This window comes from Candidatus Binatia bacterium, from assembly GCA_029243485.1.
Taxonomy (GTDB): Bacteria; Desulfobacterota; Binatia; order UBA12015; family UBA12015; genus VGTG01.
In genome coordinates this window covers 104,430-119,959 of the sequence record JAQWRY010000028.1, presented here as the reverse complement: position 1 = coordinate 119,959, position 15,530 = coordinate 104,430, and the positions used below count along the sequence as shown (strand labels likewise).

General features: G+C 66.6%; 16 protein-coding genes. 9 read left to right on the top strand and 7 right to left on the bottom strand.

The genetic code is table 11. The annotated features are described in order from the left end of the window. Window positions 1-4 precede the first annotated feature (4 nt). From P8R42_09515 to P8R42_09505, 3 genes are read left to right on the top strand one after another with little or no spacing between them, the layout of a single operon-like run. The gene (locus P8R42_09515) at window positions 5-988 is read left to right on the top strand and encodes a hypothetical protein (GenBank protein MDG2304879.1); all 984 of its coding nucleotides are present in this window, start codon (window positions 5-7) and stop codon (window positions 986-988) included. A gap of 59 nt (window positions 989-1,047) precedes the next feature. Then, window positions 1,048-1,725: an alkylhydroperoxidase-related (seleno)protein gene (locus tag P8R42_09510; GenBank protein ID MDG2304878.1), complete on the top strand. Its 678-nt coding sequence runs from the start codon at window positions 1,048-1,050 to the stop codon at window positions 1,723-1,725. Between the two features lie 12 nt (window positions 1,726-1,737). Then, window positions 1,738-2,139 carry a hypothetical protein gene (locus tag P8R42_09505; protein MDG2304877.1) on the top strand — a complete coding sequence of 134 codons (402 nt, stop codon included), beginning with the start codon at window positions 1,738-1,740 and terminating at the stop codon, window positions 2,137-2,139. 368 nt (window positions 2,140-2,507) lie between these two features. Here the strand turns inward: P8R42_09505 and P8R42_09500 are convergent, their stop codons facing one another. Continuing rightward, window positions 2,508-2,918 carry a hypothetical protein gene (locus P8R42_09500; protein MDG2304876.1) on the bottom strand — a complete coding sequence of 137 codons (411 nt, stop codon included), beginning with the start codon at window positions 2,916-2,918 and terminating at the stop codon, window positions 2,508-2,510. A 197-nt stretch (window positions 2,919-3,115) separates the two neighbouring features. Here P8R42_09500 and P8R42_09495 point away from each other — a divergent pair, with 197 nt between their 5' ends. The 3 genes from P8R42_09495 (at window position 3,116) to P8R42_09485 (ending at window position 4,960) form a co-directional block, all read left to right on the top strand. Further along, window positions 3,116-3,331: a hypothetical protein gene (locus P8R42_09495; GenBank protein MDG2304875.1), complete on the top strand. Its 216-nt coding sequence runs from the start codon at window positions 3,116-3,118 to the stop codon at window positions 3,329-3,331. Between the two features lie 83 nt (window positions 3,332-3,414). Continuing rightward, on the top strand, window positions 3,415-3,906 hold the full coding sequence (locus tag P8R42_09490) for a hypothetical protein (protein MDG2304874.1): 492 nt from the start codon (window positions 3,415-3,417) through the stop codon (window positions 3,904-3,906). A 22-nt stretch (window positions 3,907-3,928) separates the two neighbouring features. Next, a complete protein-coding gene (locus tag P8R42_09485; protein ID MDG2304873.1) occupies window positions 3,929-4,960 on the top strand; it encodes an LLM class F420-dependent oxidoreductase in 1,032 nt (343 codons plus the stop codon). Window positions 4,961-4,984: 24 nt separating this feature from the next. Here P8R42_09485 and P8R42_09480 read toward each other — a convergent pair whose 3' ends face one another. The 3 genes from P8R42_09480 to P8R42_09470 all read right to left on the bottom strand — a co-directional run bounded on the left by P8R42_09480 (window position 4,985) and on the right by P8R42_09470 (window position 9,069). Continuing rightward, window positions 4,985-5,563 (bottom strand): histidine phosphatase family protein, encoded by a 579-nt coding sequence (locus P8R42_09480; GenBank protein MDG2304872.1) that lies wholly within the window; start codon window positions 5,561-5,563, stop codon window positions 4,985-4,987. A gap of 77 nt (window positions 5,564-5,640) precedes the next feature. Further along, a complete protein-coding gene (locus P8R42_09475; GenBank protein ID MDG2304871.1) occupies window positions 5,641-7,629 on the bottom strand; it encodes a protein kinase in 1,989 nt (662 codons plus the stop codon). Window positions 7,630-7,707: 78 nt separating this feature from the next. Then, a complete protein-coding gene (locus P8R42_09470) occupies window positions 7,708-9,069 on the bottom strand; it encodes a sigma 54-interacting transcriptional regulator (protein ID MDG2304870.1) in 1,362 nt (453 codons plus the stop codon). Between the two features lie 139 nt (window positions 9,070-9,208). Between P8R42_09470 and P8R42_09465 the strand changes: the two genes are divergently transcribed. Further along, complete coding sequence (locus P8R42_09465; protein ID MDG2304869.1) at window positions 9,209-10,027, top strand: sulfite exporter TauE/SafE family protein; 819 nt, start codon at window positions 9,209-9,211, stop codon at window positions 10,025-10,027. On the opposite strand, the gene P8R42_09460 is transcribed toward P8R42_09465, so the two are convergent. The 3 genes from P8R42_09460 to P8R42_09450 are packed head-to-tail and all read right to left on the bottom strand — an operon-like array spanning window position 10,024 to window position 12,466. After that, on the bottom strand, window positions 10,024-10,287 hold the full coding sequence (locus P8R42_09460) for a hypothetical protein (protein MDG2304868.1): 264 nt from the start codon (window positions 10,285-10,287) through the stop codon (window positions 10,024-10,026). The two genes, P8R42_09465 and P8R42_09460, sit on opposite strands and share 4 nt — an antisense overlap. 6 nt (window positions 10,288-10,293) lie before the next feature. Next, on the bottom strand, window positions 10,294-11,673 hold the full coding sequence (locus tag P8R42_09455; protein ID MDG2304867.1) for an aspartate aminotransferase family protein: 1,380 nt from the start codon (window positions 11,671-11,673) through the stop codon (window positions 10,294-10,296). A 37-nt stretch (window positions 11,674-11,710) separates the two neighbouring features. Beyond that, window positions 11,711-12,466, bottom strand: coding sequence for a DUF547 domain-containing protein (locus P8R42_09450; GenBank protein ID MDG2304866.1), 756 nt, complete (start codon window positions 12,464-12,466; stop codon window positions 11,711-11,713). A 52-nt stretch (window positions 12,467-12,518) separates the two neighbouring features. On the opposite strand from P8R42_09450, the gene P8R42_09445 reads away from it, so the two are divergent. Both P8R42_09445 and P8R42_09440 read left to right on the top strand, forming a co-directional pair. After that, complete coding sequence (locus P8R42_09445) at window positions 12,519-14,132, top strand: AMP-binding protein (protein ID MDG2304865.1); 1,614 nt, start codon at window positions 12,519-12,521, stop codon at window positions 14,130-14,132. Further along, window positions 14,129-15,529 (top strand): sulfatase, encoded by a 1,401-nt coding sequence (locus tag P8R42_09440; protein MDG2304864.1) that lies wholly within the window; start codon window positions 14,129-14,131, stop codon window positions 15,527-15,529. Before P8R42_09445 ends, P8R42_09440 begins: the two co-directional genes overlap by 4 nt. The last annotated feature ends 1 nt before the right edge of the window (window position 15,530 follow it).

The following is a 15,530-nucleotide window of genomic DNA, read 5'->3' as shown; positions in this document are numbered from 1 at the left end:
CACCATGGCGAAGATCATCGGAAACCTCGTCCCCGAAGACGACTACACACACCCGCTCGGGGCCGAAACCAACTTCAACGAGTCGATGTACTTCAACTTCTTCGACCCGACGAAGCGCATGGGCGGATTCGTCCGCCTGGGCAACCGCGCCAACGAGGGACGCGCGGAGATGACGGTGGCGCTGTACCGCCCCGACGGCACGGCCATGTTCATGTTCAAACGCGCCGAGATCCCCAACAACGACGCATTTGATGCCGGCGGCCTCAAGTTCGAAGTGATCGAGCCGGCACAAAGGCTCCGCACGACCTACCGCGGTTCGGTTCTGGACCTGAAGGAACCGCGCGTCCTCACCGACCCCAAGGCCGCCTTCACCCAAAACACCCCGAAGAAGATCGAGCTCGACCTCGTCCACGACGCGGTCGGCGCGATGTACGGCGGCTCGAAGGACAAGAAGGAGGCCGACCGACCGGCGGAGGAACAGTTCGGCAAGGCGCACTACGAGCAACACATGGCCGTCTCCGGAACGCTCAAAGTCGACGGCGAGACCATCCACCTGTCCGGCCATGGCCTCCGCGATCACTCCTGGGGCCCGCGCTACTGGCAGTCGATCGCGGCGTACGAGTGGCTCACCATGAACTTCGGGCCGGATCTCGGTCTCATGGTCTCCGTCATCAAGAGAGATGAGGACAACATCCGCCGCGGCGGCGTCATGATCCGAGGCGACAAGCTGGAACCGCTCGTCTACGCGGACGTCACCGCCGAGTACGAGGAAGGCACCCCGTTCCACCGCACGGTGCGCGCCGACGTCAAAACGGGAAGCGGCGAAGAGCTGCACATCGACGGCAAGGTGCTGGGATTCATCCCGCTCCGGAACCGACGGGGCGGCATGACCACCCAGATCGGCGAAGGCATGACGGAATGGACGCTCGATGGCCAGGTCGGCTACGGCCTGAGCGAGTTCCTGCGCACTCTCGAGGGAGATGCGTAAGGCCCCCAGGATTCTTTCCTGCCTCGCTTCGTAGCCCGGTTCGGTATAGCCTACGCGGCGTGGAGCGGTTCGCTTACCGCGGTCTCGCGCATCCGGTGCGGGCAGACATCATTGCGGCGCAGCGTGCTGCGTGGGACATGATTGCCGCGGCAGGCTGCGCGTGGACCGGCGCCCAACGCGTCGCGCTCGCGACGCAGGCGCGCGAGGCCCGCCGTCAGCGTAGAAATCCACCGTGGCTGCGCGACGGCCTCCCCGACGCCGGCGATCTCCTGCCAGCGGCAGCGGTCGAGGTCGCGCGGACGATTGCCGCCGACGCACACAAGATCGATCGAGCGTGGGCCGAGCCAAAGATTTCGGAACTCGGCGATGCGGCGTACGTCGAGATCGCCGCGCTGGTCGCCACGACCTGCGCGATCGACACGTTTGCCGAGGCACTAGGCGTCCCCTGCGAGCCCCTCCCGGAACCGCAGGCCGGCGAACCCGACGGCGTAAAGAACGAACAGACCGTCGACGCGGGCGCGTACGTGCCGCTGCAGGACCCGTGGCAAGGACCAAACGTCGGGCGCGCGCTCAGTCTCGTGCCCGCGCAAAACGCGATGTTCTTCGGGATCGTCATGACGATGTACGGCGGCCCACAGAGCTTCTTCGAGATGGTGTGGGAAGACGGCCCCCTCAGCCGCCCGCAGGTCGAGCTCCTGGCCGCACGCGTCTCCTCCGTGAACGAGTGCTTCTATTGAACGACCTCCCATGTGACGCTGCTCCGTGCGAGCAGCGAGGCAATCGGTGAGAACGCTACGCTGGACGCGACCGTGGGCCGCGGTGGGAGTGGAGGCCTACCGCACGGCGAGGAGATCGTTCGCTTCGGTGAAGCCGTCTCGAAGGGGGAAGACGCCGGCGGGGCACGAGACGCACTGATCGAAGCCGTCGGCCCCGCCGGGTTCGTCGAGGCCGCAGGGATCGTCGGCATCTTCAACGGCCTGGTTCGCACCGCGGATGCCAGCGGCATCCCCCTCGATGACGGCACACGCGACGCGTCCGGAGAGTTCCGCGAGGCACTCGGCCTCGAGTCGTACGCCGGGGCATCGAACACCGACCTCCGTCCCACGAGCGGAGACCACAAAACGGAGACCTTAGAGAAGCTCTTCCGATGAGGAGCGGCGTAATCACCACGAGTTCCATGTTCCCGCCGTCTTGCGCGATGATCAGATCACCGCTGCGGCTCCCATCAATGTTGTCGACGCCACTGAGCTGAGCACCGGGGAACGAATCAACAACCGCGACTTGCAGCCTCGCGGCAACCGGATGCCGTTCTCGTCGGGCACCAAGACCGGCCCAAAGCGACCTTCGCCCGCTGCTGCGGCGGCGTTCGCAATGCAAGCCAGCCACGGGGGCCCGCGGAGAGAACCGTGACTGCACCGCGCCGCCCAGCCCCATCCGAAGAAACGCGCGCTGTTCCATCATGGCTTCAGCCTGGCCACACCAAAGGGCGGCGCGCGCTTCCTTTTCGGAGAGAGCTCCGTCAGTACCAGGGACCCCAGCCGCCCCACATGCCCCAGTTCATCGCCGCACTCGCCTGCGCCTGAGCGGCCGACAGACGGGCCTGCGAGATTTGCTGCTGGATCGCGAGCTTCTGGTACTGCTGATATGCGCGTGGGGTTCCGACGTAGACGCATTTGCAGAACTCGGCGTCGGCATAAACGAAGCGTGCCTCGCCATCGAGGCTCTGCGTCACCAGCGTGCGCTGCGGCTGGATCTGGCCAGCGTTCGAGAGCTTGCCGGAGTCATCGGCGAACTTCATCTGAAAGCCCGCCGCGGCGAGCGTGCGCTCCGTCTGCAGGGCGTTGTCGCGTTTGATTGCAGTACACCCGGCCAACATCGTCCCTCCGACCAGTACGGCCGCCATCCATCCCGATACGTTCCAGCGAGTCATCGATTCTCTCCTCTTGGAGGCTCGTGTCGGCCTCATTTCGTATACTGCCAGGCTTCGATTGCCGAGACAACGCACGCCGCAATGCGAACCGGACAGAACGCGCCGCGCCCAGGCGACCTTTTCGGATCGACCCTGAACCTCCACGCGGCCGGGCCGGCCGATTCGACAAGCCTGGCGGCACCGACCACGGGTGGTTCGTGAGCGGACTCGCCGTCGCGACACCTGAGAACCAGGAGCGCCACCTCACCGAAGTGCTCGCCTGGAGCGAGCACGAGGACGTCGGTCTAGCGAGGTTCGCCGCCTTCGACGAGCCGTGGAAGGACGACACCGAATGGGACGGCGTCAGCTCGCACTGGGGCCTCTTCGACTCAGGCGGTGTTCTGAAGCCGGGCCCCGCGGCCGTGCTCGACTAGGCCGTGCACTAGGTGGTCGGGAAGGTTCGCTTCCCGCCGACGGATTGATACGGTGCCGCTCCTTTGCAGCGAAGGAGGCTCGGATGGACGCGGACACCAAACGGATCCAGGCGATGATGCTCGGCCACGGCTTCCTAGTGATGATCGCCGGGATGCTGTTCGGGTTCCTGCTCGGCTTCTCTCTCCTGGAAGCGATCGACATCTGGCCGTTCCCGGCGGTCGCCGCATCGATCCCCGGAACACCGCGTGGCTGGGCCGTCGCCCACACGGGCTCCATCCTGAACGGCCTGATGGTCGTCGCCGTCGCCCTGGCCCTGCCTACGTTGTCGCTCTCGCTGCGCGCAGCGAAGTGGGTGTCCTGGGGCCTCCTCTTCACGGCCTGGGGAAACGTCGGCTTCTACGCGTTCGGGCCGCTGGCTCCGAACCGCGCCCTCAGCATGGGAGCGAATCGATTCGGCGAAGCGAGCCTCGCCGGCGTCTTCGGATTCGCGCCGGCGTTCGTCGCCGCGATTCTCGTACTCCTCTCGCTCGGGATCGCAGCCCGGGCCGCCTTCGCGAGCGCGAGCGCGAACTGACCGGGACGAATAGGAGACTCCCATGAAACTCGGCTTCTTCCTCAACTACTCCGGCGCGCGCTTCGACATCCCCGTCGAGAGGATCCAACACGCCGAACGTCTCGGGTTCGATTCGGTATGGAGCGCCGAGGCGTACGGCTCCGATGCGATCACTCCCCTCGCCTTCCTCGCCGGCAAGACGGAGAAGCTCCGGCTCGGAACCGGCATCGCCCAACTCGCCGGACGCACGCCGGCGATGACTGCGATGCAGATGGGAACGATCGACGAGTTGGCCGGACGCGGCCGCGCGATCGCCGGCCTCGGGGTGTCGGGACCCCAGATCGTCGAGGGTTGGTACGGTCAGCCGTGGGGTAAGCCGTACTACCGGATGCGCGACTACGTCGAGATCATGCGCAAGGTGTTCCGCCGCGAGGGACCGGTCGAGCACGACGGACGGGAGTTTCAGCTTCCGTTCAAAGGGGACGGCGCTCTCGGCATCGGGAAACCGCTGAAGTCGATCCTGCACATGAACCCGGACCTCCCCATCTGGCTCGCCACCGGCAACGAAGCGATGGTGAAACTCACCGCCGAGATCGCCGATGGCTGGCTGCCCATGGGCTTCGTGCCGGGCATGATGAAGGTCTACCGGCCGTGGCTGGAAGAGGGATTCCGTCGCGCGGGCAACGGAAAGTCGTTCGCGAACTTCGAGATCCAGGCCCAATCCCAGATCTCCATCACCGACGACGTCAAAGGCGCACTCGCCGCAATGAAGCCGGTCACGGCGCTCTACGTCGGCGGAATGGGCCACGAGAAGAAGAATTTCCACAAAGACCAGATGGAACGCCGTGGCTTCGCCGAAGCCGCGACCCGAATTCAGGAGCTCTTCCTCGCCGGGAAACGGCAGGAGGCCGTCGACGCGGTTCCCGACGAGTACCTAGACGAGGGCGCGATGATCGGCGACGAGACACGCATCACGGCCAAGTTCCGCGCATGGCAGGACTCCGGCGCGACCGGCCTGACGGTCCACGCCGCACAGCCCGAGGCCATGGAACTGATCGCGCGCCTCGCGCGCTGACCACGGGCCGGCCCGGCCGCGCGCTCAGCCGCCGCTGTTCCAGAGTTCGAGCGCCGGTGTGTCGCGTTCCCACCCCAGAACGGACACCGTTCCGGTGGAGAGTACGAAGTGCTTTCCCATCCGGGGGTCGAGCTCGAGCCAGCGGGCCGTCAATACGCGCAGGACGTGGCCGTGCGCGAAGAGCACGACGTCGCCATCGGCGGCTCGCGCGCGGGCGATCACGCGATCGACCCGCTCCGCCACCTGTTCCGCCGTCTCTCCCCCGGGCGAGGGGTGGCTGAATACCGTCCAGCCGGGGACCGTCTTGCGGATCTCCGCCGTCGTGATGCCCTCATACTCGCCGTAGTTCCACTCGACCAGATCCGGCTCGATCTCAGCGCGGTCTGCGAGGCCAGCGATCCGGCAGGTCTCGAACGCTCGGACCAGCGGGCTCGACAAAACCAGAACGGGCTCCCACTTCGCCATCTGCGTCACGAGAGACTCGGCGCGCGCACGGCCGTTCTCCGTCAGCGGGATGTCGGTGTACGAGGTGTGCTTCCACGCTTTGCTCCACTCGGTTTCACCGTGGCGCGCGAGGACGACCTTGTGTCGCTCGGATCTCATGCCCGCTTATCGCGGAAACCCGCCGGCAAGTACATCCGCGGCACGCTTCTCGGAGCGACGCCAGGTCGATCCGGCCGCTAACGAATTCGCTCGATCGCGCGCGTCAGATGTCGAGTCAGCAGCATCGTGACCAGGCACATCGCCACGATCGAGACGAGAAACGACACACCCACCGCCGCCACGAGCGCCCGGAGCTTCGTGGTCACGAAGTCCAGCGGTAGCGCGGCCCGCACGAACAGTATTGGCTCCCCGGCCGCATCCCGGACCGGCAGCGCAAAGTAGACCATCTCCTCATGCAGCGTGTTGCTCATCCGTGTCGAGGTGCCTGCTCCTAGCCGAGCAGCCGCTATGAATTCGGGCCGTGTGGCATGATTCGGGAGCTCGGACGGATCCGCTTCCGAATCGGCGACGACGTCGCCGCTTGGATCCGTGACCGTCAGCCGCAGGGGCCCCTGGCTCGCCATGTCACGAACGATCCGAGCGATCAGGGGATTCAGCTCGGCGGAGTCGGTCGTCCTGGCGCCCTTCACGATCAGCGCGGCAAGCGGCGTGAGCCGTTTCAACTCCGCGACCTCGACCTCGTGGTGGTACGCGCGCAGCTCGAAGAAACCCCAGAACGCGAGCGCGAGGCCAATCGCCAGCTGGAGCAGGAGCAGGGAAACACTGACGTGGCGGGTCGTTCGCAGCGTCCGTTCTCGCGTAAGCGCGGTGTCGCCGATCTGAACCCGGAGCGTCTCGGCCTCGTCACTGGACTGCCCGCGCAGCGCCGACTCCGCGGTCCCGAGCTCGCCCATCTCCAGAGCAGATTGCGCGAGGAGCAGGCGCGCATCGGACTCCCCCTCGGTCGCCACCCGGTTCTCGTCCCACACATCGCGAGCCGCGGCGAAACCGGCGATGACGTCACGGAGCTCCGAGTACACCTGCGCACGATTCTCGACGTCGATCCCGGATTCGAGCGTCTCTCGAGCCTCCGCCAGGCGAAGCGCCGACCGCTGACAGATTCGTAGGCTCTCGCTGTGCGCAAGGTACTCGCGAACCGCATCGCGGAACTCGACCACGGTCGCGTATCGATCGGCGGGTTCCCGCGCGAGCGCGCGGCGACACACGTCCTGCAGCTCGACCGGAACCTCGGCCGCGAAGATCGGGGGCGACGAGTCGAACGCGGAGAGGAGCACATCGAGCAGCTTCGAACCCTTGTGCGGCGGACGACCCGTGAGGATTTCGTGCAGCAGTCCTCCGAGCAGATAAACGTCGGTCCAGGGACCGAGGCCATCACCGGTCGCCTCGACCATCTCGGGCGCCATGTAGACCGGGGTCCCGGCGGTTCGCCGTACTCCCGACTTGTGGGGCGCCCGGACGCCCATATCGGTGTCCGAAAAGCGGACGGCGAGACCCCAGTCGACGACGAGCACTTCTCCGAAGTCGCCGATCATGACGTTCTCGGGTTTCAGGTCGCGATGTAGCACGCCGCGGCTGTGCGCGAACGCAATCGCGTTCGCCACACCCAGCAGCACCTGAAGGTTCTCGTCGAGCTTCGGAGGCGGGCTCCCGGGTTCGTGCCCAGCGAAATCCTGGCGGAGACGGTGCGACCAGGACTTCCCGCGCATGAGCTTCATCGCGAGCGCGACGTCCCCGGCGGCATCGACCGACATGCCGTAGATCGAGATGACGTTCGGATGATCGAGTTGCGCGGTCACGGCCGCCTCGGAGAGGAACGCCCAACGCGCGGAACGGCTGGCGCGCCTCTTCGAGCGCAGGCGCTTCACCGCCACCTCACGCTCCAAGCCCATCTGGCGAGCCCGGAAGACGACGTTCATGCCGCCCCGCCCGACCTCCTCGACGAGCTCGTAGCCGGTATCGATGAGGTGCGACTCGCCGAGCGGTTCGATCCCATCCTCGCCCGTCGAGACTCCCTGGCCATCGAGGACCAGCGTCAGCGCGTCAGGGTCGACGTCGGCTTCAGTATCCGACAATGTCACCCCGGCACCGAGGGTTCCGCGGAGATCGGAACCCGAGGCCTCGGCCAGGTCGGTCCCCAGCAGCTTACGGAGGGTGCTCTCGTTCACCGGCCGTACTCTAGCAGGAAGGTTCGGGATCCTCGCTAGTGTCCTGAGCCCGAAGTTCAGATTCCGGCGCGGACCGGACTACCGCAGCCCCAGCTCCTTCAGCTTCTTGTGGAGTCCTCCACGGGAGAGGCCCAGAGCTTGGGCGGCCTTCGAAACGTTGCCCCCGTTCTGCTCCAGCACCTCGGCAATGTGCGTGCGCTCAAAATCCGTCATCGCACCGCGTAGCTCGGTTGGGTGATCGGTGGCAGGAGGTGGCGTCGCGTCGCCCGTGCTCGCCGCGTCGGGCTGTGGCCCCGAGACCCGCGGAGAGAGCGTCGACAGCGTGATCCGATCACCCTCGTGAAGAATCGCCACAGCGCGGGCGAGCTCGTTCTCGAGTTCGCGCACGTTCCCGGGCCAATCATACCGACCGAGGGCCTCCAGGGCGGCGGGCTCGATGCCCCGCACCCTCTTCTTCTGCAATTCCGCCTGCGTGCGCAGGAGCCGCTCGGCCAGGAGAGCGATGTCTTCGGGGCGAGCGCGCAACGGCGGCAACTCGATCGTGAACGTGCTCAGGCGGAAGTAGAGATCCTCGCGGAAGGCCTCGCGCTCGATCTCACTCTTGAGGTCACGGTTCGTCGCGGAAATCACGCGCACATCGACGTGCCGTGGCTCGACGTCGCCCACACGACGAACCTCGCCGTCCTGCAGGAATCGCAGAAGCTTCGGCTGCATTTGGATGGGTAGTTCCCCGACCTCGTCGAGGAAGACCGTTCCGCCTTTTGCGGCTTCAAAGAGGCCCGCGCGGTCCTGCTGAGCGCCGGTAAAGGCCCCCCGCCGGTGACCGAACAGCTCACTCTCGAGCAGGGCCTCGGGCAAGGCCGAACAGTTGATCGGAACGAACACCTGCGAGGCCCGCGAGCCGCCCTGGTGGATGGAGCGCGCAACCAGTTCCTTGCCCGTCCCGGTCTCGCCGGTGATGAGCACCGGGATGCTGGACGACGCCGCCTGCCGAACCTGCCCGAGGACCTCGAGCATCCCGGGACCGCCGCCGACGATCTGAACCCGATGGTGTCGCCGGTGACCGCGCTCTTCGTTGACCGTCGAGTCTTCGGTGTTGAACAGAGTGTCGCCGGACTGCCCGTCCGCATCCCCGGGTCGTTCCCCGGAGAAGACGATCTGGTAGCCCGCGATGCCGACACTGTCGCCGTCACGAAGGACCACTGGGAGGCTGATCAGCTCGTCGTTGACCGTGGTGCCATTGGCGCTTCCGAGATCGGTGAGGATGTGGCCCCCGTCGTCCTGAAGCTGGATCAGTGCGTGGCGGCGCGAGACGCTCGAATCTTCGATGACGAGATCGCTGTTCGCCGCACGACCGATTCGTGTGAGGTCTCCCAGAGGCACGATACGTGTATCCCCTTCGGGGGTCGTGAGGAACAGCCTGGCTGATGCTTCGGACATACGAATCGGTCTCTCGCGATTGGCACTGTACTGGATTCCTTAGGCTCGGGCGAACAGCAGTTCGAGGCACGACTTCGCGGTTTCGGACACCCCTTCCCGGTTCGACCCGAACGGGGCATTCGGCCATAGTACGCCGAAGGTGGAAGGGGATCTCGTATACGCAGGTGCGCTCTTCGCATCCGGGCTCGCGTCGGGTTTTTCCGGCGGCCTATTCGGGATCGGCGGCGGGCTGCTGCGCGTCCCCCTCTTCCTCTACCTGTTCCCGATGTTCGGCGTGGCTCCGGAGCTCGTCATGCACATGGCGGCCGGCACCTCGCTCGCGGTGGCCGTCCCCGGAACGATCTCCGCCGCCCGCGCGCAGCATCAGGCCGGCAATCTCGATCTCGATTTCGCAAAGACCTGGGTGCCGGCGCTCCTCGTCGGCGTCCTCGGCGGCCTCACCGTGCAGCGATTCGTGTCCGGCCACCTTCTGATCCTCGTGTTCGCCATCGTTCTCTTTCTCCAATCGCTGCAGATGCTGATCGGCCGCGACAAGCTTCATTTCGGCTCGCAGGTACCCACGGGCCCGGTTCGGTGGCTGATTGCCGCCTTCATCGGCGCACTTTCCGTCGCCCTCGGGATCTCCGGCGGCGCGTTCACGACGCCGACCCTCGTCGCGCTCAGCTATCCGCTGCGCCGGGCGCTCGCCGTCTCGACGGTGACGGCGCTCAGCGTCTCCTCGGTCGGCGCGGTCGGATCCGTCGTGAACGGCATCCACGCAAGCCACCTGCCGCATTTCTCGCTCGGCTACATCGACGTCCTGGCAGTCGCCGTCATGGCCCCCGCCGTTCTGCTGACGTCACCGATGGGCGTTCGCACCGCGAACCGGATGAGCAAGGAGTTGTTGTCTCGAAGCTTCGCGATCTTCTTGATGATTGTCGCGGCCGACCTGGCCTTCGACTTCTTCAACCACCGCTAGAGGAATGCCGCCAAGAGTCCGCCGACGATGACGAGCGCCGTCGCCCACGACCACATCGGGTCGCGCGCGAGGCGCGGCCGTCGCGACACGTCACGCACCCATTCCGCGTGACCGCCGACACCACCCACCGTGGCGCGCACCATCCGAAGCACCAACGTCAGCTCGATCCCCAGCCCGACGACGATGAAAACGATGCCCAGCGCGTGTCCACCCTGCCAGGCGAAGTAGGCGAGGAGCACGATCGGAAGAAGGAGGAGCATCGAGAATCAGCCGGGCCGCGATCCGTAGCCGAGCTCGGCCTGGACCTCGGCGATCGCCTCGTCGAGTCGCCCGATCAGATCATCGATTTGATCGTCGGTGATCACGAACGGCGGACAGACCACCACGAAGCTCAGGCCCGCGCGCAGGAGGACGCCGCGGCGCAGCGCCGCCTGCCGCACACGCCACGGGACCTTCTCCGCGTCGGCGAAGGGCTCGCGTGAATCTCGATCGCGTACGAGCTCGACCGCCCCCATCAGGCCGGCGGTCCGCGTCCCACCGACGATCGGATGACGGGACAACCCGGCAAGCGCGCGCGCAAAGGGTTTGCTCTTGCGACGGACGCCGGGGATCAGATCTTCGGCTTCGAGGACGTCGAGATTCGCGAGGCCGGCCGCACACGCGACCGGGTGACCCGAGTACGTGTAGCCGTGGTGCAATACGAAGTCCTCACCGGCATCCAGGATGATCTGGTAGAGCCGTTCGTGCAGGATCACCCCACCGAGCGGGACATAGCCACTCGTGACCCCCTTCGCGAAAGCGATCATGTCGGGGACGACCTTCGCCGCTTGCACGCCGAAGTTCCGCCCGAGGCGCCCAAACCCGGTGATGACTTCGTCGGCGACGAGAAGGATGTCGTGCCTATCGCAAATCTCGCGAATGCGCGCGAGCCAGCCGGCCGGCGGAGGGATCACCCCGCCGACGCCCTGCACGGGCTCGCAGATGAAGGCGCCGATCCGATCGGCGCCCTCGCGTTCGACCAACCGCTCGAGCTCATCCGCACAGGCGAGTGCACACTGCGGATAGGTCTTGCCGAGCTCGCAGCGGTAGCAATCCGGCCGCGCCATCCGGAATACCCCCTCCATCAGAGGTTCGTAGTGGCGATGGAAGCTCTCGAGCCCCGTGAGGCTTGCCGCTCCGGTCGACGAGCCGTGGTAGGCACGTGTCAGCGCGACGATCCCGACCTTGCCCGGCTTGCCCGACAGACTCGCCAGAAGCCGCACGAGCCGGATCACCGTCTCATTCGACTCCGAGCCGCCGCCGGTGAACATCACGCGGTTGAGACCCTTCGGGGCCATCTTCGCGATGCGGGCGGCGAGCCGGATCGCGGGCTCGGAAGAGAACCCGATCAGAGTCGGCGCGTACTCGATTGCCCGCGTCTGCTGCGAGATCGCCCTCGCGATCTCCGGACGACCGTGGCCCACGTTGACGTTCCAGAGCGATGAGACCCCATCCACGTAGCGACGCCCTTCGGAATCCCACACGTGGATGCCCCGTCCCTTCACCAACCGGACGGTGCCGTCGCGGTCGGTCTGGGCCGGCGAGCCGAACCCGTGGACCAGGTGGGCCCGATCCAGCCGGGCGAGCTCTCGTTCGGTGCGATCCATGTCCGGACGTTATCCGGAAGCTCGCCCGCGACAAAGCTCAGCGGGCGCGCGCCTGGTCGTTCAGGGTCCAGTCGTAGTCGAGATAGGAGAGCCCGTCGTCCTTCAGGTCCGCGACCGCAGCCCGGGTCTTCGGGGCGGCGTGGTCTCGGATGAACCCAGCGACGCCCCCGGTAGCCTCGAAGTCGTCACCGAACCACTTGAATACCGAGGAGACCTCCGCACTCTTTCGGTCGGCCCCAGGAACGAGCCCCTTCGTCCGGTTCGCGAGGAAGCGCTCGGCCTGGTCGTCGAGCTGTTCGTCCAGCCGCGCCCCCTCGTAGGGCTCGGGCCTCAGGTCCGGGCACGACAGCGAAGCGCAGACGACGGCGAAGTGGACACGGGGCTCGGAGAACTCCTTGCGGAGGATCCCGTGCTCGATCTCGTCGAGGGAGTACTCCTTGCCCGCCGCCGTCCCGACCTTCTTCTTCCAGATCGGGAACAGGAAGTTCCCGCCATCTTTGATGCTGCTGACCGGATAGCGATCGAGCACGGTCTTGATGGCCAGGAGGTTGTAGGCGTTGACCCAAAACGGGAAGCGGTCCGACTCGTCCAGGGCACCAGGCTTCGCAGCCGCCAGATCGGCCAGCGCCTTGGGGTAATCCGGGTCCGCGGCCACCCCCTGGTAGTCCACGAGATTCAGCTGGATCCCCGAAACGGTCCCGGGCGTAACGTGATGGGCCAGCAACCGCGCATAGGCATCGTCGGCCGCAACCGACGGGCCCGGCGCCAGGAAAGCGCCCAGCAGAAAAGCCATCCACGCGGCGCCACAGCGCCTCTTCGACCTGTTTCCTCGCATCCTCTCGCTCATGTCACCCCCACTACGCGCGGCGCACGTCATTCGTTACGGAGAAAGGGTCGTAGCCCGGATCGAGATGTCTCGCGAAGTCCTCACAACCCCGCCCGTATCCACCGATCCACGTGGCGTCGGGGCGCTGCTGGCGAGCGCCGCCGCGCGCTGGCCCGACCGCGTCGCCCTGCTCTCGGCAGAGGAAGAACCACGCCGGGCGACCTACGCCGAACTGGACGCGAGCGCCCGTCGTGCCGCCGGCCGCCTGCGCGCCGCCGGAGTCCAACCGGGAGATCGGGTCGCGCTCATCGCCACCAACGGCCTCGACGTCGTCACCGCGTGGTTCGGAATCGCGTACGCGGGGGCCACCGTAGTCCCGATTCTCATCCTGTCCGCCGCCGCCGAGATCGCGTTCCGTCTGGAACACAGCAACTGCGCCGCGATCGTACACGATGAGGGCCGCGCCGATCTCGCCGAAGCGAGCGCCGGCACCCGCCGGCGAATCCCCATCGCCGACCTCACCGACGACGGCCCCGCGCCCGGCAACCTTCCGGAATCGATCGATCCCACAAGCGGCGCCATGATCCTGTACACGTCGGGCACGACGGGCCGGCCCAAGGGCGCCGTCATCTCCCATCAGACCCTGCTCGCGCACGCGCAAGGCATCGGCGACCACGCGCTCGGCCTCGGCGAGAACGACCGAGTGCTCGGCGTACTGCCGCTCGCGCACTCCTACGGCCTCCGCATGGTTCTGCTCGCGACGTTCCGAGCCGGCTGCTGTGCCGTGCTCGTCCCCCGGTTCGACGCCGCAAAGACCCTCGAACTGGCCCGACGCGAGAAGATAACCTGGATCGCGGCCGTGCCGACGATGTTCTCGGCGTGGGCCGCGCTGCCCGAGGGACCCACGGTCGAATCGCTTCGGTGGTGCCTCTCGGCCGGCTCCCCCCTCGCCGAGGAGATCCTGCACCGCGCCGAGCGCCGTCTCGGCGCCAAGATCCGCCAGGGCTACGGAATGACCGAGGCCACCTTCTCCACGATCAACTCCCCGCCCGACGAACGCGTCATCGACAGCGTCGGTCGACCAGCCCACGGCGTGGAAGTCCGTGTGACCGCCGAGAACGGACGCGACGTCGCGGCCGGAGAGACGGGCGAAGTGCGCGTTCGCGGCCGCAACCTGATGTCGGGCTACCTCGACGACAAGCCGGCAACCGCCCTGGCGCTCGGCGACGGGTGGATGCGAACCGGCGACATCGGCCGCCTGGACGAAACGGGCCGCCTCTACGTCGTCGACCGCGTGAAAGACATGATCATCCGCGGGGGCTACAACGTTTATCCCTCCGAACTCGAGGCCGTCCTCGCCGAGCATCCCGACGTGCGTGAGGTCGCCGTCGTGGGCCGGCCGGACCCACACTACGGGGAAGAGATCGTCGCGTTGATCGTCCCCAACCCAAACGCACATCCGGACCTGGCCGCCTTACGGGCGTGGGCCACGCAACACGTGGCTCGGAACAAGCTGCCGCGCGAGTGGGCGATCCTCGAGAGCCTCCCTCTCGGCCCGTCGCAAAAGGTCCTGAAACGCGAGTTGCGCGACCGGGTCGCGGACGGCCGCATCGCGGTGGAGCGAGTCGAATGACGAAGCCTCTCCTCAGACTCCTCGCGCTGTCGGCCTTTCTATGGAGCAGCCCGAGCCATGCCGCTCCCGAGCCGGGTCCGACGGCGGTGCTTCGTGCCCAGCCGCCACCCGTGGTCCTGATCTCGCTCGACACGCTACGCGCCGATCACGTCGGCTCCTACGGCTACGAGCGCAACACGACACCGTTTCTCGATGCGTTCGCGAAGGACGCCGTCTCCTTCGATCGCGCCTTTACGTCCGGCGGGGGGACACTCCCCGCCCACATGACGCTCCTCACCGGCCTTCCGCCGAGCGTTCACGGCGTCACGGCGCAGAGCGACCGCCGACTCGCCACCGGGCACAAGACACTCGCCGAGTTGTTGCGCAGCGCCGGCTACCGCACGGCCGGCTTCACGGGCGCGGGCTACGTCCGAGCGCGTTGGGGCTTCAACCAAGGATTCGATTCGTTCGACGACGCGGGCCGCGGCTTCGAGCAGATCCTGCCGAAGGCGCTCGCCTGGCTCGACCAAGCCGATCCGCGCCCTCCGTTCCTGTTCCTCCACACTCTCGACATCCATTCCGACTGGGACGAACTGCCCTACGACGCACCTCTCCCCTACCGCGACCAGTTCGTCGGTGAAAAGAACCCCGGTACGTTCGACGGATGCCGGGACGGCATCTGCGCGTCCAAGCTCCTCGCCGGGCTCAACCAGAAGGCTCGCAAGGGATCTGTCGACCTCGCCACCTACTTCACGCCGGAAGAAGTCCAGTACGTGACCGACCTCTACGATGGGGGCGTCGCCTATACCGACGCGCGCTTCGGCCAACTCATCGCGGAACTGACGAAGCGGGGACTCTACGACAATGCCCTCATCGTCGTCATCTCGGACCACGGCGAAGAATTCCTCGATCACGGGCTGATGCTCCACGAGCAAATCTACGACGAACTGGTCCGCGTACCCGTTCTGATCAAGCTCCCCGGCGGAGAACACGGTGGCTCGCGCGCTCGCGGGCTCGTTGGAATAATGGATGTCGCCCCGACGGTTCTCGAAGTCACGGCTACGGCGACGCCACCGGGAGTCATCGGAACTAGCCTGCTTCCCCTCATCGAGAATCGCTCCGCCGGCCGCAGCTCCCTGCACATCTACGGAAAGCCCGAGAAGCTCCGAACCTTGGAGTGGTCGCTGCTGCGAGCCGCAAACGGCGACGCCGAACTCTATGATCTGAAGCGCGACCCCGGAGAGAAGCACGACGTCGCCGCGATGCGGCCGGGGATGGTCGAGGCCCTCTCGAGGCAGCTCGACGCCATCAAGCTCTCACGGCAAGCCCTTCGGCCGAACAAGGCCGCGCAGACGCCGGTCGAACTCACGCCAAAAGTGGTCGAGCAACTCGAGGCGTTGGGCTACCTGCAGGACTGAC

Excerpts from the sequence above, each read along its gene's own strand:
- P8R42_09455 (MDG2304867.1), bottom strand. The coding sequence starts at position 11,673 with ATGGATCGCACCGAACGAGAGCTCGCCCGGCTGGATCGGGCCCACCTG.
- P8R42_09470 (MDG2304870.1), bottom strand. The coding sequence starts at position 9,069 with ATGTCCGAAGCATCAGCCAGGCTGTTCCTCACGACCCCCGAAGGGGAT.
- P8R42_09500 (MDG2304876.1), bottom strand. The coding sequence starts at position 2,918 with ATGACTCGCTGGAACGTATCGGGATGGATGGCGGCCGTACTGGTCGGA.
- P8R42_09490 (MDG2304874.1), top strand. The coding sequence starts at position 3,415 with ATGGACGCGGACACCAAACGGATCCAGGCGATGATGCTCGGCCACGGC.
- P8R42_09450 (MDG2304866.1), bottom strand. The coding sequence starts at position 12,466 with ATGGCTTTTCTGCTGGGCGCTTTCCTGGCGCCGGGCCCGTCGGTTGCG.
- P8R42_09485 (MDG2304873.1), top strand. The coding sequence starts at position 3,929 with ATGAAACTCGGCTTCTTCCTCAACTACTCCGGCGCGCGCTTCGACATC.
- P8R42_09445 (MDG2304865.1), top strand. The coding sequence starts at position 12,519 with ATGTCACCCCCACTACGCGCGGCGCACGTCATTCGTTACGGAGAAAGG.
- P8R42_09515 (MDG2304879.1), top strand. The coding sequence starts at position 5 with ATGGCGAAGATCATCGGAAACCTCGTCCCCGAAGACGACTACACACAC.
- P8R42_09460 (MDG2304868.1), bottom strand. The coding sequence starts at position 10,287 with ATGCTCCTCCTTCTTCCGATCGTGCTCCTCGCCTACTTCGCCTGGCAG.
- P8R42_09440 (MDG2304864.1), top strand. The coding sequence starts at position 14,129 with ATGACGAAGCCTCTCCTCAGACTCCTCGCGCTGTCGGCCTTTCTATGG.
- P8R42_09480 (MDG2304872.1), bottom strand. The coding sequence starts at position 5,563 with ATGAGATCCGAGCGACACAAGGTCGTCCTCGCGCGCCACGGTGAAACC.